This window comes from Massilia sp. Masssp93, from assembly GCF_059491295.1.
The window spans coordinates 75,671-99,455 of the sequence record NZ_CP168502.1; the positions used below are offsets into that span (position 1 = coordinate 75,671).

Genomic DNA, 23,785 nt, shown 5'->3' on the forward strand with positions numbered 1-23,785 from the left:
AATGGTAGGCATTCTGCTGATGACCCACGCGCCGCTGGGCCAGGCATTCATCGCCGCGGTTGCGCACGTGTTCCGCGGCCCCACCGAGCGCTTCGAGGCGATCGACGTGACGGCGGACCAGGACACGAACGAAATCAACGCACTGGCGAAGAGCGCGATCGCGCGCCTGGACGAAGGCGACGGCGTGCTGGTCATCACCGACATCAAGGGCGGCACGCCGTCGAACTGCTGCAATTCGCTGGCCGAGGCCGGGCGCGTGGAAATCATCGCGGGCATCAGCCTGCCGATGCTGCTGCGCGCGATCACGTACCGGCGCGACACGCTGGACGTCGTGGTCGAAATGGCACTGGCCGGCGCCCAGAACGGCGCCGTCAGGGTGGACAACAGGATCCGGCTCGGCACCTGACCGGGGTCCGGGGCCGTTCTGAAACGGCCCGGGCGTATCTCACGAGAAAACGACAACTACAATATGATTCAACAGGAACTCGAGATCATCAACAAGCTGGGCCTGCACGCCCGCGCTTCCGCCAAATTCACCCAGCTGGCCGCCAAGTTCCAGAGCGACGTCTGGCTCACCCGCAACGCGCGCCGCATCAACGCCAAGTCGATCATGGGCGTCATGATGCTGGCCGCCGGCAAGGGCGCCAAGGTGACGCTGGAGGCGGACGGCCCCGACGAACAGGCATGCATCGCGGCGCTCGCCGGCCTCATCAACGACAAATTCGGCGAAGGCGAGTAATGCCGGATACACGCGGCGGACGTCACCCGGGACCCTCCATGGCATCGTTCACATTGCACGGCATTCCGGTCTCGCGCGGGATTTCGATCGGGCGCGCGCACCTGCTCACGCCGGCCGCGCTCGACGTCAAGCATTACCTCGTGCCGGAAGAGCAGGTCGAGGCGGAAGTGAAGCGCCTGCAGGACGCGATCGCCGAAGTGCACCGCAACCTGCAGGAATTGTGGACCGAGCTGCCCAAGGAAGCCCCGACGGAACTGGGCGCGTTCATCGACGTGCATGTGCTGATCCTGTCCGATCCGATGATCTCGGAGGCGCCGCTCGACATCATCCGCAGTCGCCACTACAACGCCGAATGGGCGCTCGTCACGCAGATCGACGAGCTGTCGGCGCAGTTCGACGAGATCGAGGACGAGTACCTGCGCGAGCGCAAGCAGGACATCCAGCAGGTGGCCGAGCGCGTGCTCAAGGTGCTGATGGGGACCGCGCTGCCGGCGCCGCCGCCGGTCGGCGAAGACCACTTCCAGCCGCAGATGATCGTGGTCGCCCACGACATCTCGCCGGCCGACATGCTCGCGTTCCGCGACCGCTCGTTCGTCGGCTTCGTCACGGACGTGGGCGGCCAGAATTCGCACACGGCGATCGTCGCGCGCAGCCTGGACATCCCGGCCGCCGTCGGCATGAGCCAGGCGTCGCGCCTGATCGAGCAGGACGACTGGGTGATCGTCGACGGCGACGCCGGCGTCGTCATCTGCAATCCGAGCGCGCTCGTGATGGAGCAGTACCGCGCGCGCCAGGCCAGCCTGATGAAGGCGCGCAAGCGCCTGCTCAAGCTGAAAAAGACGCCAGCCGTCACCACGGACGGCACGCCGATCACGCTGCTCGCGAACATCGAGCTGCCGGACGACTGCGGCCCGGCGCTGGATGCGGGCGCCGTCGGCGTCGGCCTGTTCCGCTCCGAGTTCCTGTTCATGGGACGCGGCGCGCAAGGCCTCAAGGTGCCGGGCGAGGACGAGCAGTTCGAGCAGTACCGCAAGGCGGTGCTGGCGATGAAGGGCCGGCCCGTCACGATCCGCACGCTCGACGTGGGCGCCGACAAGCCGCTCGACCAGACCGAGCACACGGCGCTGAATCCGGCGCTGGGCCTGCGCGCGATCCGTTATTGCCTGGCCGAGCCGCAGTTGTTCCTCACGCAGCTGCGCGCGATCCTGCGCGCGTCCGCGTTCGGCAAGGTGCGCATCCTGATCCCGATGCTGGCGCATGCGTTCGAGATCGACCAGTCGCTCGCCATGATCGAACAGGCCAAGGCCCAGCTGCGCGAGCAGAACGTCAAGTTCGACGACGACGTGGACGTCGGCGCCATGATCGAGATCCCCGCGGCCGCGCTGGCGCTGCCGATGTTCGTGAAGCGCCTGGACTTCCTGTCGATCGGCACCAATGACCTGATCCAGTACACGCTGGCGATCGACCGCGTCGACTACGAGGTGGCGCACCTGTACAATCCGCTGCACCCGGCGGTATTGAACCTGATCGCGATGACCATCGAGGCCGGGCGCAAGGCCGGCGTCGACGTGGCCGTGTGCGGCGAGATGGCGGGCGACGTCAAGCTCACCCGCCTGCTGCTGGGCATGGGCCTGCGCGAGTTCTCGATGCATCCGGCCCAGCTGCTGGCCGTCAAGCAGGAAATCCTGTCCAGCGACCTGGCGCTGCTCGTGCCGCGCACCCGGCGCATCCTGCGCGCGATGGAGCCGGCGGCCATCGCCGAAGCCGTGGAGCAGCTGCAGTCCCTCTAGTCATTCGCAGCACACAATAATTTAACGAGTCTTCATGGGATCGATCGGAATAGTCTCCCCCCAGGCGATGCAGTTCGCCGAACCACTACCTCTGCAAAGCGGCGCGGTGCTCGGCGATTACACGCTGGTGTACGAAACGTATGGCACGCTGAACGCCGACAAATCGAACGCGGTGCTGATCTGCCACGCGCTGAACGCGTCGCACCACGTCGCCGGCCACTACGCCGACCAGCCCAAGAGCGCCGGCTGGTGGGACAATATGGTCGGGCCGGGCAAGCCGGTCGACACCGACCGCTTCTTCGTCATCGGCGTCAACAACCTCGGTTCCTGCTTCGGTTCGACGGGCCCGATGCACACGAATCCGGCCTCCGGCAAGCCGTACGGCGCCGCCTTCCCCGTCGTGACGGTGGAGGACTGGGTCGCCGCGCAGGCGCGCCTGGCCGACCGCCTCGGCATCGAACGGTTCGCGGCCGTGATGGGCGGCTCGCTGGGCGGCATGCAGGCCCTCGCGTGGAGCATCATGTTCCCCGCACGCCTGCGCCACTGCATCGTGATCGCATCCACGCCCAAGCTGTCGGCGCAGAACATCGCGTTCAACGACGTGGCGCGCCAGGCCATCCTCACCGATCCGGACTACCGCGGCGGCGACTTCTACGAACACGGCGTCGTGCCCAGGAACGGCCTGAAAGTGGCGCGCATGGTCGGCCACATCACCTACCTGTCGAACGACGACATGGCGGAAAAATTCGGCCGCAAGCTGCGCAACGCGGCCGAGCGCAACGAGTACAAATTCGACTTCGGCGTCGACTTCGAGATCGAATCGTACCTGCGCTACCAGGGCGATAAATTCTCGGAATACTTCGACGCCAACACCTACCTCCTGATCACGAAGGCGCTCGATTACTTCGACCCGGCGCGCGAACATGGCGGGGTGCTCGCCAAGGCGCTGGAAAACACGCGCGCCCAATACCTGATCGCCTCGTTCAGCACCGACTGGCGCTTCTCGCCGGAGCGCAGCCGCGAGATCGTCGAAGCGCTGCTGGCCAACCGCCGCAAGGTGACGTATGCCGAGATCGACGCGCCGCACGGCCACGACGCCTTCCTGCTGGAGGACGCGCGCTACATGAACATCGTGCGCGCCTACTACGAACGCATCTGGGCAGAGGAGGCCGCATGAAATTCGAAGACCTGAGCACCCTGCGCCCCGACCTGGCCTTCATCGCGCACTGGGTGGGCGACCGCGCGCACGTGCTGGACGTCGGCTGCGGCGACGGCGCCATGCTGCGCTACCTCGAACAGGCCAAGCGCTGCACCGGCTACGGCGTCGAGATCGCCGACGACAAGGTCCTGGAAAGCACGCAGCGCGGCATCAGCGTGATCCAGCACGACATGGAGCAGGGTCTCGGCCTGTTCGCGGACGATGCGTTCGACATGGTCCTGTGCCTGTCGTCGCTGCAGATGATGCAGCACGTGGAGGCGCGCCTGCGCGACATCGTCCGCGTGGGCAAGGAGGCGATCGTGTCGTTCCCGAACTTCGCCTACTGGCCGCACCGCGCCGCGCTGCTGAAAGGGCGCATGCCGGTGTCGCGCACGCTGCCTTACCAGTGGTTCGACACGCCGAACCTGCGCTACGCGACGATCTACGACTTCAAGGACCTGGCCGAGAAATGCGGCCTGGAAGTGCTGGAATACGTCGCGCTGGCCGAGGGCAGGCCGGTGTCGTTCCTGCCGAACCTGCGCGGCAGCCTGGCCGTATTCCGCCTGCGCAAGCGCGATCTCGCCGGCAAGGCCTGAGCGTTTGCACTCGCATGCCCGCGTATCGTGTTGTACATACGTGCGTGTCGCGGGCATGATGTCGTCAGAACCCAGCAGGAGAACACCATGAATCCACTCTTCAAGCGCAGCGCGGCCGTGCTGTTTGCCGTGTGCGCCGCCACCCAGGGCGCGTACGCCGCGCGTCCCCAGGACGACCGCCCGAACCAGGGCCAGGTCGTGCAGGACGGCATCGCCGTCAAGCCGCTCAACCGCAACCGGATCGTCAGCGGATGGCGCGACATCGCCGCGCCCGAGGAAGCGGTCAACCAGCAGTCGGCCCAGCAATACCTGGCACTGATGAGCAAGGCGAAGCAGGAGGGCGCGCTCGTGCCCGAATCCGATCCGCAGGTGCAGCGCCTGCGCGCGATCGCCAAGCGCATCATCCCCAACACCATCCGCTGGAACCAGGACGCGCAGCAGTGGAAGTGGCAGGTCAACCTGCTGAAATCCGGTGAGGTAAACGCCTTCTGCATGCCGGGCGGGCGCATCGCCTTTTATACCGGCATCATCGACAAGCTGCGCCTGACGGACGACGAGATCGCGGCCGTGATGGGCCACGAGATCGCGCACGCGCTGCGCGAGCACGGGCGCGACCGCCAGAGCAATGCAACGGCGGCTGGTGTCGTCAGCCAGTTGGGCGGTACCGTATTGTCGGCCTGGCTCGGCGTGGACGTGCGCGGCGCGACGAACGCCCTCGGCAAGCTGGCGGTGCTGAAATTCTCGCGCGACGAAGAGCGCGAGGCCGACCTCGTGGGCCTGGACATCGCCGCGCGCTCCGGCTACGACCCGCGCGCCGGCATCGCGCTGTGGAACAAGATGGCCGTCCTGAACCAGAGCGGCGCGCCGATCGAACTGCTGTCCACGCACCCGGGCGGCAGCGAACGCATCGAGCAGATCGAGAACCACATGAACGTCCTGCTGCCGCTGTACGCGCGCAGCAAGGGCGTGCCGCTCGACAGCCTGCCGCCGTACCGCAGCAACGTCGCACAGCGTTGAGGACTGATGGCACGTTTCGTCAGGAAGGGCCACCAGGCCGCCGCCAATGCCGTCGTGCCGCTGCCGGTGAAGGACGGCGTGGCGCCCAGTTATCTGTGGATCACGGACACCCGCACCGGCGGCATGCTGGCCTTCCTGGAAGCGCGTTTTCCCGACGTCGCCGGCCCGTCCTGGGCCGAGCGCCTCGCGCGCGGCGACGTCGTCGACGGGCAGGGCGAGCGCCTCGGCGCCGACAGCCACGTGCGCCAGGGCATGCGCATCTGGTACTACCGCGAGCTGGAACACGAGACGCCGATCCCGTTCGAGGAATCGATCATCTTCCAGGACGAGCACCTGCTCGTCGTCGACAAGCCGCACTTCCTGCCGATGATCCCGACCGGGCGCTTCCTGCGCGAGACCTTGCTCGTGCGCCTGAAGCAGCGATTCGACCTGCCGCACCTGACGCCGATCCACCGCCTCGACCGCGAGACGGCCGGCGTCGTCATCTTCTCGCACAACCTGGCCACGCGCGGGACGTACCAGTCGATGTTCCAGAAGCGCAGCATCCGCAAGGTGTACGAGGCGCTGGCGCCCGTGCTGGAAGGGCGGGAATTCCCGTTCACCTACCGGAGCCGCATGGTCGACGGCGACAAGTTCTTCGTGATGCGCGAAGAACCGGGCGAGCCGAATTCGGAGACGTTCGTCGAGCTTCTGGAAACGCGCGGCGGCGTCGCGCGTTACCGGCTGCATCCGCACACGGGACGCAAGCACCAGCTGCGCCTGCACATGGCGGCGCTGGGCGCGCCGATCCTGAACGATGCGTTTTATCCCGTCGCGCTGCCGTGCAAGGGCGACGATTTTTCCGCGCCGCTGCAACTGCTGGCGCGCGCCATCGCGTTCGACGACCCGCTCACGGGCGCGCCGCGCAGCTTCGCCAGCGCGCGCGCGCTGGACTGGCCGGCGCTGTAGAACCTGTCCGGCGGGCGCATGCATCCGCGTGGGCGGGGGCCGCCCACCCTACTGTCCTGGTAGGGTGGGCACCCCGTGCCCACGCGCACGCGTGCGAAAACGGGATACCTCCGAACCGGGACAGGTTCCCTGCGCCCGTCAGGCCAATCCGACCGAGAAGCTCGAGGTGCCGATGATGGCGACGTTGCCCGCCACGTCCTGGATCGCGTTGTCCGCCACCGCCAGGTGAAAGCTGCCGTTCAGCGTGCCGAGGTTGAGTTCCAGCGTGTTCTGCACACCCTGCGCGTTCGTCGTGATGTCCCAGTTGGTCAGGTCCCACGCATGGTGCGATTTGCCGACGTTGAGGCCGTCGAGCACGTCGATCGCGCTGTTCTTCACGAATACGACGTGTTCGCTGAATTCCAGGCTGTGCCAGTTCGCCGACGATTTCGTGTACGACTGGCTCACGGTGATGGTCGGCGCCGTCGTGTCGACGGTGATCGACAGCGGCGCCGAAGCGGCGCTCCGGTTGCCGGCCGCATCCACCTGGCGCGCGGTGAGCGTGTGTACGCCGTCCGCGAGCGCCTGGCCGGCGCCGGGCGTGAACGACCAGGCGCCGTCGGTGCCGACGTCGGCGTTGCCCAGCAGCGTGTCGCCGTCGTACACCTCGACCTTGCCGCCGGCCTCGAACGCGGTGCCGGCCAGGGTGGGCGTCGTGTCCATCGTGATGCCGTCGCTGGCCGAGACGCCCGTGTCGCTGCCTGCGGCCAGCAGCGGCGTGCCGGGCGCGTAGGGGGCGACGGCGTCGATCGTGAAGGTGTACGGCGCCGACAGCTCGCGCGGCGTCACGTTGTTGTTGGCGTCGGCCAGTTCCAGCGTGATCGTGTGCTGGCCGTTCGCCAGGTCCCAGCCCGGCGCGAAATGCCAGGCGCCGTCGCCGCCGGCGGTGGTCGAGCCGAGCACCGTGCTGCCGTCCCACACGGTCACCGTCGTGCCGGCGGCCACGGTGCCCGTGAACGCGGGCCTGGTGAGGCTCGTGATGTTGTCGGTCGCGGACAGGCCGTTGTCGACGTCCGCGTCCAGTCTCGTCATCGCGATCGCCGCGTCGGCGACGGTGACCGCCAGCGGTTGCGACGGTGCGCTGGCATTGTTCGCGGCGTCGTACTGGATGGCCGTCAGCGAATAGATGCCGTCGGTGCCCAGCACGACGGAATCGATGGCCCAGTTGCCGCTGCCGTCGGCCTGGCCGCTGCCGACCAGGTGGTCGCCCGCGTACAGGTCGATCCTGGCCCACGCTTCGGCGCCGCTGCCGGTGATGGTGGGCGCCATGATGCTCGTGACGTCGTCGCCCACGGTGCCCGTGTCCGACCCGGCGGCCAGGTGCGGCGCGGGCGGGGCGTCGGGCGCATGCGCATCGATCTGGATGGAGTGGCCGTAGCCGTCGCCGTCGAGCAGGTACCCGAACGTGATGTGCGCCTGGTCGAGCAGGTGGCCCGCATCGTCGGCGAAATGGCCGGCCAGGTCGGCCCTGTTGGCGATGTCGAGACCGGCGACATCCTGGTCGCCGGCCGCCACCTTGTATTCGAACACGGCGGAGCGCCGGTCCGCGCTGGTGTTCACGAACGTGGCCGTGGCGCCGTTGTCGAGAAGGAGGACGGGCGTGCCGTCGCCGGCCACGTTGACCGGTTCGCTGAACGTCACGCTGATGTCGATGGTCGAGCCGATGCCGTACACGCCGCCGCTGCCTGCCGCCAGGCCGGTCGCCGACGGCGGCGTCACGTCGACGTAGGTGCCGGCCGTGTGGAACACGATGCTTTCGTACGCCACCTGGTTGCCGGCCAGGTCGGTCAGCGAGTAGGGCAGGTAGAGGGTATAGTCGTTGCCCGAACCGAGGTGCAGCTCGTCGGCGGTGAGCGTGATGGTCTTGTGGTCGCTCGAGAAGTCGCCGTCCGCCAGGTCGAGATAGGTGCTGGCGCCGTCATGGTCGTACAGCTGCAGGCCGTCGTAGGCACCCTCGCCGTTCGTCCAGTACACGGCCTTGTCGAACGTGAGGACGAGGTTGCCCGCCACGTCGAACGCGGCGTTGCCGTCGGGGGAGCCGGTCAGGCGCGGGTTCGTCATGTCGACCGTGATCTGCTTCGATACCGTCACGCTGGCGTGGCCGTCGGCATCGACGATGCTCGCGGTGTACGTGTGCACGCCCGCCGGCATATAGGCTTCGCTCGCGTAGTACCACGCCGTCACGCCGCCGCTCGGCGTGCCGACGTGCAGGCCGTACGGGTCGACTTCCTGGCCGTCGTAGGTGACCCGCAGGTGCTGGGTGTCGGTCAGCGTGCCGACGAAATAGCCCTCGACGTATTCGTTGCCGGCATTCGTCACGCCATCGTCGGCGAACGGGCCGGCGTCGTTGACGTGGATGCCGGACACATATCCGGCCACCGCCGTATCGAACGTGTAGTTGCCCGAGCTGGCCGTGCCGCTGCCCGCATTGCCGAGCGTGTCGTGCACCTGGGCCAGGTCCACGCTGACGACGTTGGTGCCGTCGACGACGCCCGCGTCGGCCGCGGACAAGGTCGCGTACCAGGTCAGGTTGTCGGCCGAGTGGTGCAGGTCGGCGAGCGTGGCGTGCGGCGCGCTGATGGCGGCGGCGTCCAGTGCCGCCACCGGTGCCGAGAAGTGGATCGTGACGGCGACGCTGGCGCCGTTGACCAGCGCGGCGCCGTCCAGGTCGACCGTGGCGCCGACGGGCTCCATGTTCAGGCCGTAATGCGACACCGACGTCGCGGTGCCCGTGCCCGCGTTGCCGGCCGCGTCGTGCACCTGGGTCAGGTCCACGGCGAGCGCGTTGTCGATGCTGCTCGTCGCGCCGGCGGCGGCCGTGAGCATGCCGGTCCACGTCCTGCCGCCGTCGAGCGTCGCGAGCCCGCTCACGTCGGCGTGCGGGGCCTGCAGCGCGGCCGCCGTCAGGCCGCTCACGCTTTCCGAGAACGTGATCGTGAAGCCGATGCCGTGCGCCTGGCCGATCGTGGTGTCGTCGAACAGGATGTCCATCACGGTGGGCGGCGTGACGTCGACCGCGGACGTCGTGATGATGCCGCTGCCCGTGTTGCCGAGGGCATCGTGCACCTGCGCGAGGTCGAGGCTGGCGGTATTGCCGCCGTTATCGCCCTGCGGCGTCACCGTCGCCGTCCACGTCAGCCAGTCGGACGAGTGCTGCAGGTTGCCGAGCGTCGCGTTGGGCGCCTGCAGGGCGGCCGCCGTCAGGTCCGTCACGGCTTCGTTGAAGCGGATCGTCAGGTCGCTGCCGGCCAATGTCAGCGTGGCGGCCGGGCCTTGCGTGTCGACCGTGTACGCCGTGCCGGTTCCGGTGCCGTTGCCGCTGTTGCCGGCCAAATCGACAACCTTCGTCAGGTCGACGCTGACGGCATTGTCGGCCCAGGTGCCGCTGCCGTTGGGGGTGAGCGTCGCCGTCCAGGTCTTGCCGCCGTCGTTCGACCTGAGGTCGGCGACGTTCGCGTGCGGCGCGCTGATCGCGGCCAGCGGCAGGTCCTGCAGGCTTTCCGCGAACGTGAACGTCGCGTGGATGCTCCGCGCGCCGCCGAGGATGGCGCCGTCGAGGGCGATGGCGACCGTGTCCGGGGCCTGCGTGTCGACGGCGTAGTTGCCGGAAAACGTGCTGCCGCTGCCGGCATTGCCCGCCGCGTCATGGATCTGGGCGAGGTCGAGGCTGACCGCGTTGGTCGTGTCGGTGACGCCCGCCTGCGGGGTGAGCGTGGCCGTCCACGTCAGGTAATCGGACGAGTGCTGCAGGTTGCCGAGCGTCGCGCCCGGGGCATGCAGGGCGGCCGGCGTCAGGTCCGTCACGGCTTCGCTGAAATGCAGCGTCAGGCCGATGGTGCCGCCCGTGTGCAGGACGCCGCCGCTCAGTTCCAGCTTGGCGGTCGGCCCCTGGGTGTCGACCGTGTAGCTGCCCGAGGCGGCGGTGCCGCTGCCCGCGTTGCCGGCCAGGTCGCGCACCTGGGCCAGGTCGACGGCGAGGACGTTGTCGCCCGCGGTCGTGGCGGCATTGCCGCTCAGCGTGGCGAGCCAGGTCGTGCCGCCGTCGGTGGTGTGCAGGTTCGAGACCGTCGCGTGGCCGGCGCTCAGGGCGGCCGGCGTGAGGCCGGTGACGGCTTCGGAAAAATGGATCGTTGCGACGGCGTCGTGGCCGGACGCGAGCAGCGTGCCGTCCAGCGCGACGCTGGCCGTGGGCGCCTGGGTGTCGACCGCGTAGGTGGCCAGGGTGCCCGTGCCGCTGCCGTGGTAGCCGGACGTGCCGACCAGCTGGCTCATGTCCAGGGTCAGGACGTTGCCGGCGGCCGTGGTGGCGCCCGCCGGCGCCCCCAGGTGCACCACCCAGGTGATGCCGCCGTCAGCCGTCGTGGCGCCGGTGACGGCCGCGTGCGGCGCGTCGAGGGCGCCCAGCGGCAGGTTCGTCACGGCTTCCGAGAACTTCAGCGTGACGGCGATGCTGCCGTCCGCCTTGAGGATGCCGCCGTCCGAACCGGCGGCGACGAGCGTCGGACCGGCGGCCGGCGTGGGGAACGACAGCAGCGATGTGGAACGCACGCCCCCGAACGCCACGTGGTCGCTCGACTGCAGCGCGTCCGCGCCCATCACGACGCTGTACTTGTGGCCGGGCAGCAGGTTCGTGACGTGCAGCGTGACCTCGGCCCCGTCGATGACGAGGCTGGACGCGGCTATCGTGTGGGTGTCGGTCGCGCCGACCACGCGCATCGTGGGCAGGCCGGTCGCGCGGTCGATCACGGTCTGCACGGCGCCGTCCGTGACGATGATCGTGCCGTTGCCGGCCGCCATCGCCGTGTTGAAATCCATGACGATGCTCATGTCGCGCGCCGTGCCGAGTGCCTTGATGCCGGGTTGCAGGATCGGCGGCGTGAGGCTCGCGGTGGCGGGGGCGGTGGTGGTCGGGGCGGTGGGCTGAGTGGTCATGATCGTTCGCGGACAGTTTTTGGCGCCGTGGAAAAAGATTCCGTACGGAAAGCTTAGCGGACGATCATATCAACAAACCACCTCGTAATCTTCGGAAAGTGTGTAAGTTGATGTTTTTACGACATTCTCAGCGATAAATCCCCCCCGCCGGGGGGTAAATCAGAGCGCGTAATCGATGATCAGCGGCGCGTGATCCGAAAACCGCTCGTCCTTGTAGATCGAGACCGCGTGCGCCGTGGCGGCGATGCCCGGGGTGGCGACGTGGTAATCGATGCGCCAGCCCACGTTCTTCGCCCACGCCTGGCCGCGGTTGCTCCACCACGTGTACTGCTCGGGGCGCTGGTCGATGCCGCGGTGGACGTCCACCAGCCCGAGTTCGTCGAAGATGCGCGTCATCCAGGCGCGTTCTTCCGGCAGGAAGCCCGAATTCTTCTGGTTGCCCTTCCAGTTCTTGAGGTCGATTTCCTTGTGCGCGATGTTCCAGTCGCCGCAGATCACGATCTCGCGGCCTTCGGCCTTTAGCTCCTGCAAGTGCGGCAGAAACACTTCCATGAAGCGGAACTTGGCCTCCTGGCGCTCCGGCGACGACGAGCCGGACGGGCAGTACACGGAAATGACGGTCAGATTGCCCACGTCGGCGCGGGTGTAGCGGCCTTCGTTGTCGAATTCGACGCAGCCGAAGCCCGTTTTGACGGCGTCCGGCTTGGTGCGGCTGTAGACTCCCGTGCCCGAGTAACCCTTCTTCTCGGCATAGTGGAAATGGCCGTGGTAGCCGTGCGGCGCGAGGAATTCCTCGGTCATGTCGGCCTGCTGGGCTTTCAGCTCCTGGACGCAGATGAAGTCGGCTTTCTGGCCGGCGATCCAGTTGAAGAACCCTTTTTTGTGGGCGGAACGGATGCCGTTCAAATTGGCGGAAATAATTCTTGGCATGGATAGAAACGAAAGGGCGTTGGGCCGGGGCGCAGCCGCGATGCGGCGCACACGATAAGGCGCCAGTGTAGCGTGTTTTGACATGTATCAACACATTCATGCCGGATGTTACCGCTGACAACATGGGGTGCCGCGCGATAGAAATGTTAAGAAAATCACACAACATGTTAAGCTCCAATGCTGTGCCCGATGTGCGGGCACGTTCACTGTGCAAAAGGAGCCAGCGTGCTGATCAGATCCGATGATCTGCTGTCGGGCAAACACGGCAGGAGCGGACATTTCGTGAGGTTTTACGACGACGGCGACGTCATGCTGGACGAAGTCGCGACGTTCCTCGGCCAGGCCGTGCGCACCGACGGCAAGGGCATCGTGATCGCCACGCAGGACCACATCGACGTGCTGCGCCGGCGCCTCGGCCCGGCGGCCGTGCGGGTGTCATGGGTGGATGCCGACGCCGCGCTGGCGCAGTTCATGGTCGACGGCTGGCCGGACCCGGCACGCTTCGAGGCCGCGGTCGGGACCGCGGTTGCCGCGGCCTGCGCCGGCGGCGCCACCGTGCATGCGTTCGGCGAAATGGTGGCGCTGCTGTGCGCGCGCGGCTGCCACGATGCCGCGCTCGAACTCGAGGCGCTGTGGAACGAACTGGCCGAGCGGCACGTGTTCTCGCTGTTCTGCGCCTATCCCTGGGATGCGTTCCCGACGCCCGACCTGGCGCAAGCCTTCCGCCAGGTGTGCGCACAGCACGACCATGCCTGCGCCGACACGGCGCTGGTCCTGCCGGCCGAGGGCGACGCCGATATCGGCCGCCTGCGGCTCGAGCAGGAGGTGCGGGCGCTGCGCGCCGAAGTGGCACGGTACAAGGACAACGAACAGGCGCTGCGCCGCAGCGAGCGCGAACTCGCGGACTTCGTCGAGAACGCGGTCGAGGGCCTGCACCGCGTCGGCGCCGACGGCACCATCCTGTGGGCGAACCGCGCGGAACTGCAGATGCTCGGCTACGGCTGGGAGGAGTACGTCGGCCGCAACATCACCGAATTCCACGCCGACCGGCCGGCCATCGACGACATCATCGCCCGGCTGGGGCGCGGCGAAACGCTGTACGACCATCCGGCGCGGCTGCGCTGCAAGGACGGCTCGATCAAGCACGTGCTGATCCACTCGAACGCCAGCTTCGAGGACGGCCGGCTGCGCTACACCCGCTGCTTCACGCGCGACGCCACCGAGCGGCGCGAACGCGACGTCGCGCTCGAGCAGCGCGACCGCATGCTGCTCGACGCCCCGGTGGCGGCGGTCCTGCTGATGGGCCCGGACTTCGTCGTCCGCCTGGCCAACCGCTGCTACCGCGAGCTGGCCGGCCGCGACGTCATCGAAGGACAGCCGTTGCTGCAGGCGTTTCCGGAGCTGCGCGGCAGCGAGATCCACCACCTGCTCGACCAGGCCCACGGCAGCGGCCGGGCGGCGCGCGCGGAAGAGCTGCGCGTGCTGCTGCGCGACGCCGCCGGCCGTGAGCGCGAACGCTTCCTCAAGTTCAGCGTCGAGCCGCTGGCGGTCGAGGAGGGCGAGGAGCGCGGCATGGTCGTGGTTGCCGTCGATGTCACCGAGCACGTGCGCACCCGCCAGGAGATCGAGCAGGCCCACGCCGAGCGCGCCGAGCTGCTGGCCGAATTGACGGCCGCCAGCCGCGCCAAGGACGAATTCCTGGCCATGCTCGGCCACGAGCTGCGCAACCCGTTGTCGCCGATCGTCAGCGCGCTGGAGCTGATCCGCATGCGCGGCGAGACCGGTTCCGTGCGCGAGCGCGAGATCATCGAGCGCCAGGTCCAGCACCTGGTGCGGCTGGTGGACGACCTGCTGGACGTGTCGCGCGTCACCCGCGGCAAGGTGGAGCTGAAGTGCGAACGCGTCGAGCTCGCCCAGCCGCTGGGCAAGGCCGTCGAGATGGCGCGGCCGCTGCTGGAGCACCACCACCACCGGCTCGACGTCGAGATCGAACCGGGACTGGCCTGGGAAGGCGATCCGATGCGCCTGGCCCAGGTGGTGTCGAACCTGTTGACCAATGCCGCGCGCTACACGCCGGCCGGCGGCCATGTCGTGCTGCGCGCGCGCGGCGAGGACGACGCACGCGTGCGCATCGACGTGCGCGACACCGGCATCGGCATGAGCCCGGAACTGCGCACCCAGGTGTTCGACCTGTTCTTCCAGGGGAAGCGCGACATCGACCGCGCCGAGGGCGGCCTGGGCATCGGGCTGGCGCTCGTCAAGAACATCGTCGAGCTGCATGGCGGCCGCGTGGAAGCGCACAGCGCCGGGCCGGGCATGGGCAGCGAGTTCGTCGTGCTGCTGCCCCGGCGCACGCCGGCGGCAAGCGCGGCGCCGGACGGGCCGCGCCTGCTGCCCGCGCCGGCGGCCAAGCGGCGCCGCGTCATGCTGGTGGACGACAACGTCGACGGCGCCGACACCTTGGCGCGCCTGCTCGCCGCGCACGGCCACGAGGTGAAGGTCTTCAACGAACCGGTGGCCGCGCTGGCCGCCGTACCGGGCTTCCTGCCCGACCTGGCCGTGCTGGACATCGGCCTGCCGGTCCTCGACGGCTACGAAGTGGCGCGCCGCCTGCGTCCGCTGCTGGACGGCCACCCGTGCCGCCTCGTCGCGCTGACCGGCTACGGCCTGGCCGCGGACCGCGCGCGCAGCGCCGCGGCCGGATTCGATGCGCACCTCGTGAAACCGGTCAATCCCGATCTGGTGGTGCGGCTGGCGGGGGGAAGCGGCACCGCCTGAGTGGCGGTGTTGTGCCGGTGGGAAACTTCGCAAAGTTCGGGCGTAACGTGTTTTGATCCAAATCAACACCATTACGACCTGCCCGAATGTTGTCGTTTTGCTCGCTAGAATGACATCCTTGTAATGTTTCTATGCGCGACGTCAACGCATCCTTCCACCCACCAGAGACCCAAGTGCTGATCAAGACCGATGACCTGTTGTCCGGCAAACATGGCAAGACGGGGCATTTCGTCCGTTTTTACGACGACAGCGACACGCTGCTCGACGAAGTCGCGTCTTTCATCGAGCGGGGATTGCGGGCGCGGGGCCGGGGCATCGTGATCGCCACCGGCGCGCACACCGACGCGCTGCGCCGGCGCCTGGACGAGCTGGCGGCCGCCGAAGGGCGGGCGGCGCCGCCGTCCTGGGACATCGTGTGGCTCGACGCCGAAACGACGCTGGCACGCCTGATGGCGGGCGGCTGGCCGGACCGGACCCGCTTCGAGTACGAGGTCGGCCGCATCGTGGCCGAAGCGTGCGCCGGCGGCGCGCCCGTGCACGTGTTCGGCGACATGATGGCGCTGCTGTGCGCGCGCGGCCGCTACGATGCGGCACTGCATCTGGAGCGGCTGTGGAACGAGCTGGCGCGCAAGGTCGATTTTTCGCTGTTCTGTGCGTATCCGTGGGGCCTGTTCCCGACGGCCGACGTGGCGCACGTGTTCCGGCAGGTGTGCACGGAGCACAACCATGCGTGCGCGGACGCCGCCGCCCCGCTGCCGCCCGGGCAGAGCGTCGACATCAACCTGGTCAGGCTGGAGCAGAAGGTGCATGCGCTGCAGACGGAGGCGGCACGCCGCCGGCAGGCGGAAAAAGACCTGCTCCGGCGCGAGCGCGAGTTCGCCGACATCGTGGAAAACGCGGCCGAAGGCCTGCACCAGATCGGCGCCGACGGCACCATCCTGTGGGCCAACAAGGCCGAGCTGCAGATGCTCGGCTACCGCTGGGAAGAATACGTCGGGCACCACGTCGCCCGCTTTCACGCCGATGCATCCGTCGCCGAGGGCATGCTGGCCAGGCTCGCGGCCGGCGAAACGGTGCTCGACGAGCCGGCGCGCCTGCGCTGCAAGGACGGCTCGATCCGGCACGTGGTCGTCCGCTCGAACGCCTGCTTCGAGGACGGCAGCCTGCGCTACACCCGCTGCTTCACGCGCGACGTCACCGATCAGGCGCGCAGCCTGGACGAGATCGCGCGCGCCAAGGCCCGCCACGCGGAACTGGCGGCCGCGCTGGAGGCGGCCGGCCGCGCCGAGGAGGCATTCCTCGCCATGCTCGGCCGGTCGCTGCGGGCCCCGCGCACCGAACGGCGGCTGCGGCGCATCGCGCGGCTGGTCGAGAGCCGGCTTCGCGGGCGCGCACGGGGCGGATTACAATACCGGTTTTCACAGTTCGAGGGTCGTGTCGTGGACAATCTGCGCCAACAGTTCATTGCGTTTTCAGTCGAAGCCGAAGTCTTGAAGTTCGGCCAATTCATCACCAAGGCGGGCCGCCAGTCGCCGTACTTCTTCAACGCCGGCCTGTTCCACGACGGCGCCACGCTCGGCAAGCTGGCCGAGTTCTACGCCCAGACGCTGCTCGATTCCGGCCTCGAGTTCGACATGCTGTTCGGCCCCGCCTACAAGGGCATCACCCTGGCCTCCGCGACGGCCGTGGCGCTGGCGGCAAAAGGCCGCAACACGTCGTTCGCCTACAACCGCAAGGAAGCCAAGGACCACGGCGAAGGCGGCACCATCGTCGGCGCCAGGCTGGCCGGCCGGGTCGTCATCATCGACGACGTGATCTCGGCGGGAACGTCGGTGCGCGAATCGGTCGCGATGATCCGCGCCGCCGGCGCCGAGCCGGCCGCCGTGCTGATCGCGCTCGACCGCATGGAACGGGGCGGCAAGGACGGCGTGCTGTCGCCGCTGTCGGCCGTGCAGGAAGTCAGCCAGGCCTACGGCATCCCCGTCATCTCGATCGCCAGCCTCACCGACCTGTTCGGCTACCTGGAGGCCGATCCGAAGCTGGCCCAGTACAAGGACGCCGTCGCGGCGTATCGCCATCAATACGGCGTGGCCTGAGCCGCCGGATTGTGATGTAATGGCAGCAACTATTCCGGAGCTGCCATGAACAACGTCGCCCGCGGCATTCTGACCCTCATCCTCTGCGTCGTGCTCGTGGGCTTCGGCGTCTGCGGCGCCTACGGCACGTTCGGGGGCCTGTTCGAACTGGTCCGCGGCGCGGGCGAGGCCGGGGGCTTCGCGCCCATGCTCATCGGCTTCGGGCTCGTCGGCCTCGGCATCGCCTGGGTATGCTGGAAGGCCGTCGCCGGCCTCTGGCGGACGCGCCCGCCCGGCACCGAATGACCGGTCCCGTCCTCCCCGCCGCGACGGCGCAGCTGGTCCACCTCGTGTTCGAATGGCTGGCCCTGGCCGGCGGCGTGCAGCTGTACCGCTGGCAGCGCCGCCGCGCGCATCAGCCCGCGCTGCTGCAGCCGGGCTCCTTCGCCGTCGTCGTCGGCTGCATCCTCGGCGCCGCCATCGGCAACAAGCTCGTGTTCTGGATCGAGATGCCGCACCTGTGGCACGGGCTCGATCCGGACTGGCGCCTGATCGCGTCGGGCCAGTCGATCGTCGGCGGGCTGCTGGGCGGCCTGCTCGGCGTGGAGATCGCCAAGAAGGCCGCGGGCATCCGCGGGTCGACGGGCGACCAGTTCATCCTGCCCCTGATTGTGGGGACCATCGTCGGCCGCATCGGCTGCTTCCTGGCCGGCCTGCACGACGGCACCTACGGCGTGCCCACGAGCGTGCCGTGGGGCGTCGATTTCGGCGACGGCATCCCGCGCCATCCCACGCAGGTCTACGACATGCTGTTCGTGCTGGCCGTGGGCGCCTTGCTGTGGCGCGCGCGCCTGCCGCTCGCGCGCAGTCCGGGGCTCGCGTTCAAGCTGTACCTGTCGTCCTACCTGGCCTGGCGCCTGTTCGTGGACGGCATCAAGCCGGTGGCCTATGCGTATGCGTTCGGCCTGTCCGGCATCCAGTGGGTGTGCGTGCTGGCGCTGGCGTGCTATCTGCCGTTCGTGTTCTTTCAATCCCGGGAGCTTGCCCGCACATGACGTTTTTATCCGATTCCCGCGCGCGCGGCGGGATGCTGATCCTCGCCCTCGCATTCATCGGCGGCACCGGCTGCGTCGCCATCGACGCGGTCAACAAGAACCGCTACGAGCGACAGCAGCGCGACGCGGAGGAGGCACGCCAGCGTCGCATCGCCGAGCTGGCGCCGGCGGCCGAACGTGGCGACGCGGCGGCGCGCACGGCGCTGGCATACGCATTGTTGTCGCCATCCGGCGCCGGGCAGGCCGACGGCCCGCGTGCGCTGGCGCTGCTGGAGCAGGCGGCCGCGCAGGACGACGGCATGGCGCAGGCGCTGCTGGGCGCGATCCTGTCCGGCGCGCGCGTGGGCGCGTACCGGCACTTCCCGACGACCCCGCAGGACCTTGCCCGCGCTACCGCATTACTGCAACGTGCCGCGACCAAAGCCTGCGTGTACCGGCCCGGACCCGCATACTTCCGGCTCGAGCCGGCGCAGCGGGTCGAGCAGGTTCTGGACGCAGCCGGTCGCCGCGACGAATCCCGCCTCTGGCAGGCGCGCAGCATTCTTCACTGCGGCGGCGCGCACGCGGGCACCCTGTCGTGGCAGGCAAAGTCCGCGAACGTCACGCCCGCGCAGCGCACCGACGCGCTGGCGCTGCTGACGTTGACCGGCGACGCGAAGGCCATCGCCGAGGCCACGGCCGCGCTGCCCGCGGACACGGTCGCCGCCGCCGGGCGCCTGGCCGCCGACCTGCGCCGCCAGGTCGCCGCGTCCGAACTGGACTACCCGGCGCCGCCGCGCAAGGAACTGCCATGAGCCGCAAATCCCGCCCCTACCTGTTCTACGACACCACGACCTCCGTGTGCTCGACCTGTTTGCACCCGGCCGAAGCGAAGATCGTGTTCAAGGACGACAAGGTCTACATGGACAAGTGGTGCGGCGCGCACGGCCTTGAACGCGTGCTCGTCAGCGACGACGTTGCCTACTACCGGCTGTGCCGCGAAGTCTTCGTCAAGCACCCGGAGATGCCGCAGCAGTTCAACACGAAGATGGAATACGGCTGCCCGTACGATTGCGGCCTGTGCCCCGACCACATGCAGCACTCGTGCCTGTCCGTCGTCGAGATCACGGACAACTGCAACCTGAACTGCCCCGTGTGCTATGCGGAGAGCGGCACGCACCGCGAACGGCATCGCCCGCTGGAAGACGTCATCCGCATGCTCGACGCCGTCGTCGCCAACGAGGGCGAGGCCGACGTGATGCAGTTGTCCGGCGGCGAACCCACGCTGCACCCGCGGTTCTGGGACATCCTCGATGCCGCGAAGGCGCGCCCCATCAAGCACGTGATGGTCAACACGAACGGCATCGTGCTCGCGCAGGACAAGGGTTTCGTGCGGCGCCTGGCCGGCTATGCGCCCGGCGTCGAGGTCTACCTGCAATTCGATTCGCTGCGCGCGGAAGTCCACCGCGAATTGCGCGGCGCGGACCTCACGCGCATCCGCCGCCAGGCGCTCGACAACCTCAATGAAGCCGGCCTGTCGACGACGCTCGTCGTCACGCTCAAGAAGGGCCTGAACGACGGCGAGATCGGCGACATCATCGACTTCGCGCTGCAGCAGCCGTGCGTGCGCGGCGTGACCCTGCAGCCGATCCAGGACGCCGGCCGCGTCGAAGGGTACGACCCGCGCCTGCACCGCCTGACGGTGTCCGAGATCCGCCGCCGCATCGCCGAACAGAGCCGCCTGTTCACGCTGGAAGACGTCGTGCCGGTGCCCTGCAACCCGGACACGCTGGCGATGGCCTATGCGATCAAGACGGAGCAGGGCACCGTGCCGCTCACGCGCTGGCTCGATCCGCAGGCGCTCGTCGAAGGCAGCGGCAACACGATCGTGTTCGAGCGCGATGCGGGGATGCGCAACGTCGTGAAGGACCAGGTATTCAAACTGTTCTCGACGAACCACTCGCCGGAATCGCAGGCCAACTGCCTGTCCGAGCTGATGTGCTGCCTGCCCTTGATCAGCGCGCCGTCCGCGCTCCGTTACGACAACGTGTTCCGCGTGCTGATCGTGCAGTTCATGGACGCGTATTCGCTGGACGTGCGCGCGCTGAAGAAATCGTGCATCCACTTCGCGCTGCCGGACGGCCGCCTCGTCCCGTTCGAGAGCTACAACCTGCTGTACCGCGACGGGCGCAGGCTGGAACACATCCGCGCCGGCATCGCGGCCGACTTCGCGCGCCGGCGCGAGAGGCCTACGATACCGCTGGTGCCGGCGCCGCCATCTGCTGCTTGACGGCCATCGCCAGGAAGGCGTCGAGCGCCGTGCCGCGGCCGTCGCTCGCGCCCACCTGGATCGACGGCACGAGCGCCACCTGGCCCCGCTCGATCGCTTCGGCGAAGCGCAGCAGGACGGTCTGCTGGAACTGGAGTTCCGGCCCACCGTAGGCCGCCACGTTCAGTTCCGTCGCCTTGGCCTGCGCCTGGCCGACGGCTTCCAGCTGGAACGCTTCCGCCTCGGCCAGGCGGCGCTTGGCGTCGGCGGCGCCGGCCGCGTTCTGGCGCGCTTCCTCGGCCGCCTTGATGGCCTTCTGCACGGCGGCGCTGCCCTGGTTCTCGGCGATGCGCACCGCGAGTTCCGATTCCGTGATCGACGTCTGCTGCTTGGCGCGCGCCTCCGCTTCGCGCAGGATGCGTTCCTGCTGCGCGGCCGCTTCCTTGGTGCGGTAGGTCTCCAGCTGCTCGCGCGAGACCTGCCGTTCGCGCAGCTGGCGCAGGATCGTCTCGATCTGCGTGTCGCCTTCCTTGGCGCGCGGCGTGCCGATCAGGACTTCGTTCAGGGTCAGGTTATAGCCCTCGAAGTTGCGGCGCATTTCCGCCATCGCGCGTTCCTGGATATCCGAGCGTTCCTGCAGCAGCTCGATGAGCGTCTTGCGCTGGCCGACGTTTTTAAAATATGCGGCGACCATAGGATCGAGGGTCTGCTCGACCAGCTTGCGGATGTCGCCGAAGCGCTGGATCACGAGCGGCGCCATCTTGTAGTCGATGTTGACGACGACCGACAGCGGCAGGTCCGGCTCGAACGCATCCTTCGTGATCAGCGAGACTTCGGACAGATGCTTGTCCAGCTCATGCGAGCCGATGGCGCCGGCCTGCCATTTCAGGATGAAGTTCGTCGTCGGCACTTCGATCACGCGCTTCGCGTACGGGTTCAGCGCGTACTTGCCGGGCAGGAGGGGCGTCGCCTGCACGCCTTTCTCGTCGGTGGCCACGAGCTCGCCGTGGCGGTAGTCGTCGCCTGTCTGGTCCGTGCCGGCCTTGCCGGTGTACGACACGACGACGCCGACGAAGCCCACCGGCACCTCGGTCTTCGGCACGATCTCCCACGACGCGAAGCGCGCGTTCAGGTAGTACGTGCCTTCGACGAGCACCTGCAGCTGGCGGCCCTTGTAGCCGCCGGCGTCGATGAACGTTTCCGGGTTCTGGTAATCGTGGTGATAGCGCGCCGCGTCGGCCGGATCGGCGCCGACGATGGGGGCGACGATCGTCCCTTCCGGCAGCGACTGGCCCTCGTGCGTCGTGACGACCGCCAGCTTGTCTTCGCGGATCACGAGCGGGCGGAAACCGCCGCGGGCGACGAGGTCGTCGTGGACGGCGGCGAGGATGCCGCCGATCCCGCCCTTGGCATCGACGTTGGCGTCGCCCGGCAGCGCCAGTGCGTACACGCGGTCCTCGGCCAGCACGACGAATTGCGCGAGGTTGATGGCATACGTGCCCTCACGCAGGATCTTGCGCTGCAAGCCTTTCTGGCCGCCTTGCGCGAGGAACGCGGCGACGTCGGTGAAATCGGCGGCGACCTTGTTGCAGCCGAGGTTCTGGCTCGGCGCCATCGGCAGGCCGTCGCGCGCGAACACGTAGGCGAGGGTGCCCTGCTGGATGGTCACGAGGTTCTCGCGGTGCACCCGGTACTGGAACGGCGCGAAGAAGTGGAAGCCGCCGCGCAGCAGGTCCGGCTGGAAGCCCGCCTCGCCCTGCAGCGCGATGAAGCCGGCGCGCACGGAGCCCCGGCCCGACCATTTCTTTTCCACGACCCCGATCTTGTCGTTGGGGATGTAGACCACGCAGCTGCGCACGAACACCAGGATGGCGGCGGCGAGCAGCCCCGCGGCTGCGACGGCGATGATCTCGAACATATGACGTCCTTTCGACGAATGATGACGAGATCAGCGTAGCGGGCCGGGCGTAAACGCGGTGTATAAAGATCGGGCGCGCCCGCAACGATGGCGTAAAAACCTATGCCGCCATGGGCGCCGCCGCGAACTGCGCCACCTGGTCCGCCAGCGCCTTGCGGTACGCCGGACGGGCCGTGCAGCGGTCGCGCCAGGCAGCGAGGCGCGCGAAGCGCTCGACGTAGCCCATGCCGTCGAGCAGGCGCACGACGGTCGTCATGAGGATGTCGGCCACGCTGAAATCGCCGGCCAGGTAGTCGCGGCCGTCCAGCCACGCGTCCACCTGTCCCAGGCGCTTCAGCGCGATCTCTTCCAGCACCGGGCGCTGCGCGGCGGCCCAGGGCTGGTCCATGGAAAACGCGACGAGGTTGGCGAGGTTGCCCAGATACGGTTCGACCGAATTCAGGGCGGCGAACGTCCACATCGTGACGTTGGCGCGTTCGACCGGATCGCGCGGCAGCAGGACGGGATGACGCTCGCCCAGGTGCAGCAGGATCGCGCCGGATTCGAACAGCGTCAGGTCGCCGTCCTGCAGCACGGGCACCTGGCCGAACGGCTGCTCGCGGCGATACGCGGGCGAGTCCTTGTCCTCGAAGCCGATCAGGCGCATGTCGTAGGGTTGGCCGGCTTCCTCGAGGGCCCAGCGCACACGCAGGTCGCGCACGTGGCCGACGGCAAACGAAGGAACGGAACGGAAGGTAGTCAGGGTAGGCATCGGTCGTCTCCTTGGGGTGAATGACGAGAGCTTACGCCGGTCCAAAATATGTTCAAGAACATAATGTGGATGCGCGCATAATGCCGTTCTCGAAAGGAGATGCGAGATGCCCTACAGTAGCGAACACAAGGCCCAGACCCGCGAACGCATCGTGCATGCGGCGCGCCGGCTGTTCAACCGCCATGGCTTCGAACAGGTCTCGATCGACCGCGTGATGTCCGAGGCGGGCCTGACGCGCGGCGGCTTTTATCACCACTTCGACAGCAAGGACGAGCTGTACGCGGCGGCCGTCGCCAGCTTCAGCACCTGCAACCCGTTCCGGCCCGATCTCGAGGATACGCCGCCGCCCGAACCGCGCGAGCTGGCGCGCATGCTGGTCGACATCTACCTGAGCGACGAAGTGTTCGACAACATCGAGGCGCATTGTCCGCTGTATGCATTGCCGGGCGACGTGGCGCGCGCGGGACTGTCGCCGCAGAAGGCGTACACGCAGCTGATCCGTAACCTCGTGCAGGTGTACGCGGGCGCGCTCGCGCACGAACCCGACGGCGACCGGCGCGCGCAGGCGATCGTGGCGCTGTGCGTGGGCGGCATGGTGCTGGCGCGCACGACGGACGATGCCGTGCTGCGCGCATCGTTGCGGGCGACGGCGCGCGAGCAGGCGCTGACGCTGCTGGAGGGGGATGTAAACGCCGTGTATAAAGATGCGCGCGCCGTGCAAGCACCGCGTAAACGACTGCGCGCCGCCCCAGAGTGAAGACGCGGTCTTTG

Annotated in this window: 18 protein-coding genes and 1 pseudogene; 15 read left to right on the forward strand and 4 right to left on the reverse strand. The window is 68.2% G+C overall.

What is annotated here, in order from left to right; all coding sequences use genetic code 11:
* Position 1: 1 nt before the first annotated feature.
* The 7 genes from ACEN9Q_RS00340 (at position 2) to ACEN9Q_RS00370 (ending at position 6,288) form a co-directional block, all read left to right on the forward strand.
* Positions 2 to 406, forward strand: a complete 405-nt coding sequence (locus ACEN9Q_RS00340; protein WP_056448179.1) for a PTS sugar transporter subunit IIA — start codon at positions 2 to 4, stop codon at positions 404 to 406.
* 63 nt (positions 407 to 469) lie between these two features.
* A complete protein-coding gene (locus ACEN9Q_RS00345) occupies positions 470 to 739 on the forward strand; it encodes an HPr family phosphocarrier protein (protein ID WP_322404258.1) in 270 nt (89 codons plus the stop codon).
* A gap of 38 nt (positions 740 to 777) precedes the next feature.
* Positions 778 to 2,529 carry a phosphoenolpyruvate--protein phosphotransferase gene (gene ptsP, locus ACEN9Q_RS00350; RefSeq protein WP_495626984.1) on the forward strand — a complete coding sequence of 584 codons (1,752 nt, stop codon included), beginning with the start codon at positions 778 to 780 and terminating at the stop codon, positions 2,527 to 2,529.
* 67 nt (positions 2,530 to 2,596) lie between these two features.
* Positions 2,597 to 3,706, forward strand: a complete 1,110-nt coding sequence (gene metX / locus ACEN9Q_RS00355) for a homoserine O-succinyltransferase MetX (RefSeq protein ID WP_495628899.1) — start codon at positions 2,597 to 2,599, stop codon at positions 3,704 to 3,706.
* Entirely contained in the window at positions 3,703 to 4,323 is a 621-nt protein-coding gene (gene metW / locus ACEN9Q_RS00360) for a methionine biosynthesis protein MetW (RefSeq protein WP_495626985.1), read from the forward strand. The genes metX and metW overlap by 4 nt, the downstream gene beginning before the upstream one ends.
* A gap of 87 nt (positions 4,324 to 4,410) precedes the next feature.
* Positions 4,411 to 5,340, forward strand: a complete 930-nt coding sequence (locus ACEN9Q_RS00365; protein WP_495626986.1) for a M48 family metallopeptidase — start codon at positions 4,411 to 4,413, stop codon at positions 5,338 to 5,340.
* Between the two features lie 6 nt (positions 5,341 to 5,346).
* Positions 5,347 to 6,288: an RluA family pseudouridine synthase gene (locus tag ACEN9Q_RS00370; RefSeq protein WP_495626987.1), complete on the forward strand. Its 942-nt coding sequence runs from the start codon at positions 5,347 to 5,349 to the stop codon at positions 6,286 to 6,288.
* A gap of 138 nt (positions 6,289 to 6,426) precedes the next feature.
* Here the strand turns inward: ACEN9Q_RS00370 and ACEN9Q_RS00375 are convergent, their stop codons facing one another.
* The gene (locus ACEN9Q_RS00375; RefSeq protein WP_495626988.1) at positions 6,427 to 11,259 is read right to left on the reverse strand and encodes an Ig-like domain-containing protein; all 4,833 of its coding nucleotides are present in this window, start codon (positions 11,257 to 11,259) and stop codon (positions 6,427 to 6,429) included.
* A gap of 159 nt (positions 11,260 to 11,418) precedes the next feature.
* A complete protein-coding gene (locus tag ACEN9Q_RS00380) occupies positions 11,419 to 12,189 on the reverse strand; it encodes an exodeoxyribonuclease III (RefSeq protein ID WP_495626989.1) in 771 nt (256 codons plus the stop codon).
* 225 nt (positions 12,190 to 12,414) lie between these two features.
* Here ACEN9Q_RS00380 and ACEN9Q_RS00385 point away from each other — a divergent pair, with 225 nt between their 5' ends.
* The 7 genes and pseudogenes from ACEN9Q_RS00385 (at position 12,415) to ACEN9Q_RS00415 (ending at position 20,366) form a co-directional block, all read left to right on the forward strand.
* On the forward strand, positions 12,415 to 14,967 hold the full coding sequence (locus ACEN9Q_RS00385) for an ATP-binding protein (protein WP_495626990.1): 2,553 nt from the start codon (positions 12,415 to 12,417) through the stop codon (positions 14,965 to 14,967).
* A gap of 131 nt (positions 14,968 to 15,098) precedes the next feature.
* Positions 15,099 to 16,166, forward strand: a pseudogene (locus ACEN9Q_RS00390) (MEDS domain-containing protein); the annotation flags it as partial.
* A gap of 240 nt (positions 16,167 to 16,406) precedes the next feature.
* Positions 16,407 to 17,063, forward strand: a complete 657-nt coding sequence (pyrE, locus tag ACEN9Q_RS00395; RefSeq protein ID WP_056448283.1) for an orotate phosphoribosyltransferase — start codon at positions 16,407 to 16,409, stop codon at positions 17,061 to 17,063.
* Positions 17,064 to 17,108: 45 nt separating this feature from the next.
* On the forward strand, positions 17,109 to 17,348 hold the full coding sequence (locus ACEN9Q_RS00400) for a hypothetical protein (RefSeq protein WP_495626991.1): 240 nt from the start codon (positions 17,109 to 17,111) through the stop codon (positions 17,346 to 17,348).
* Entirely contained in the window at positions 17,345 to 18,097 is a 753-nt protein-coding gene (locus ACEN9Q_RS00405) for a prolipoprotein diacylglyceryl transferase (protein ID WP_495626992.1), read from the forward strand. The genes ACEN9Q_RS00400 and ACEN9Q_RS00405 overlap by 4 nt, the downstream gene beginning before the upstream one ends.
* Positions 18,094 to 18,891 carry a hypothetical protein gene (locus tag ACEN9Q_RS00410; protein ID WP_495626993.1) on the forward strand — a complete coding sequence of 266 codons (798 nt, stop codon included), beginning with the start codon at positions 18,094 to 18,096 and terminating at the stop codon, positions 18,889 to 18,891. Before ACEN9Q_RS00405 ends, ACEN9Q_RS00410 begins: the two co-directional genes overlap by 4 nt.
* On the forward strand, positions 18,888 to 20,366 hold the full coding sequence (locus ACEN9Q_RS00415) for a radical SAM protein (RefSeq protein ID WP_495626994.1): 1,479 nt from the start codon (positions 18,888 to 18,890) through the stop codon (positions 20,364 to 20,366). The genes ACEN9Q_RS00410 and ACEN9Q_RS00415 overlap by 4 nt, the downstream gene beginning before the upstream one ends.
* On the opposite strand, the gene ACEN9Q_RS00420 is transcribed toward ACEN9Q_RS00415, so the two are convergent.
* Both ACEN9Q_RS00420 and ACEN9Q_RS00425 read right to left on the reverse strand, forming a co-directional pair.
* Positions 20,326 to 22,263, reverse strand: a complete 1,938-nt coding sequence (locus ACEN9Q_RS00420) for an SPFH domain-containing protein (protein WP_495626995.1) — start codon at positions 22,261 to 22,263, stop codon at positions 20,326 to 20,328. The two genes, ACEN9Q_RS00415 and ACEN9Q_RS00420, sit on opposite strands and share 41 nt — an antisense overlap.
* Positions 22,264 to 22,363: 100 nt before the next feature.
* Complete coding sequence (locus ACEN9Q_RS00425; protein WP_056448145.1) at positions 22,364 to 23,014, reverse strand: glutathione S-transferase family protein; 651 nt, start codon at positions 23,012 to 23,014, stop codon at positions 22,364 to 22,366.
* Positions 23,015 to 23,120: 106 nt separating this feature from the next.
* Between ACEN9Q_RS00425 and ACEN9Q_RS00430 the strand changes: the two genes are divergently transcribed.
* Positions 23,121 to 23,771: a TetR/AcrR family transcriptional regulator gene (locus ACEN9Q_RS00430; protein ID WP_495626996.1), complete on the forward strand. Its 651-nt coding sequence runs from the start codon at positions 23,121 to 23,123 to the stop codon at positions 23,769 to 23,771.
* The last annotated feature ends 14 nt before the right edge of the window (positions 23,772 to 23,785 follow it).

Coding starts and splice junctions, on each gene's coding strand:
- ACEN9Q_RS00340 (WP_056448179.1), top strand. CDS start 2: ATGGTAGGCATTCTGCTGATGACCCACGCGCCGCTGGGCCAGGCATTC.
- ACEN9Q_RS00345 (WP_322404258.1), top strand. CDS start 470: ATGATTCAACAGGAACTCGAGATCATCAACAAGCTGGGCCTGCACGCC.
- ptsP (WP_495626984.1), top strand. CDS start 778: ATGGCATCGTTCACATTGCACGGCATTCCGGTCTCGCGCGGGATTTCG.
- metX (WP_495628899.1), top strand. CDS start 2,597: ATGCAGTTCGCCGAACCACTACCTCTGCAAAGCGGCGCGGTGCTCGGC.
- metW (WP_495626985.1), top strand. CDS start 3,703: ATGAAATTCGAAGACCTGAGCACCCTGCGCCCCGACCTGGCCTTCATC.
- ACEN9Q_RS00365 (WP_495626986.1), top strand. CDS start 4,411: ATGAATCCACTCTTCAAGCGCAGCGCGGCCGTGCTGTTTGCCGTGTGC.
- ACEN9Q_RS00370 (WP_495626987.1), top strand. CDS start 5,347: ATGGCACGTTTCGTCAGGAAGGGCCACCAGGCCGCCGCCAATGCCGTC.
- ACEN9Q_RS00375 (WP_495626988.1), bottom strand. CDS start 11,259: ATGACCACTCAGCCCACCGCCCCGACCACCACCGCCCCCGCCACCGCG.
- ACEN9Q_RS00380 (WP_495626989.1), bottom strand. CDS start 12,189: ATGCCAAGAATTATTTCCGCCAATTTGAACGGCATCCGTTCCGCCCAC.
- ACEN9Q_RS00400 (WP_495626991.1), top strand. CDS start 17,109: ATGAACAACGTCGCCCGCGGCATTCTGACCCTCATCCTCTGCGTCGTG.
- ACEN9Q_RS00405 (WP_495626992.1), top strand. CDS start 17,345: ATGACCGGTCCCGTCCTCCCCGCCGCGACGGCGCAGCTGGTCCACCTC.
- ACEN9Q_RS00410 (WP_495626993.1), top strand. CDS start 18,094: ATGACGTTTTTATCCGATTCCCGCGCGCGCGGCGGGATGCTGATCCTC.
- ACEN9Q_RS00415 (WP_495626994.1), top strand. CDS start 18,888: ATGAGCCGCAAATCCCGCCCCTACCTGTTCTACGACACCACGACCTCC.
- ACEN9Q_RS00420 (WP_495626995.1), bottom strand. CDS start 22,263: ATGTTCGAGATCATCGCCGTCGCAGCCGCGGGGCTGCTCGCCGCCGCC.
- ACEN9Q_RS00425 (WP_056448145.1), bottom strand. CDS start 23,014: ATGCCTACCCTGACTACCTTCCGTTCCGTTCCTTCGTTTGCCGTCGGC.
- ACEN9Q_RS00430 (WP_495626996.1), top strand. CDS start 23,121: ATGCCCTACAGTAGCGAACACAAGGCCCAGACCCGCGAACGCATCGTG.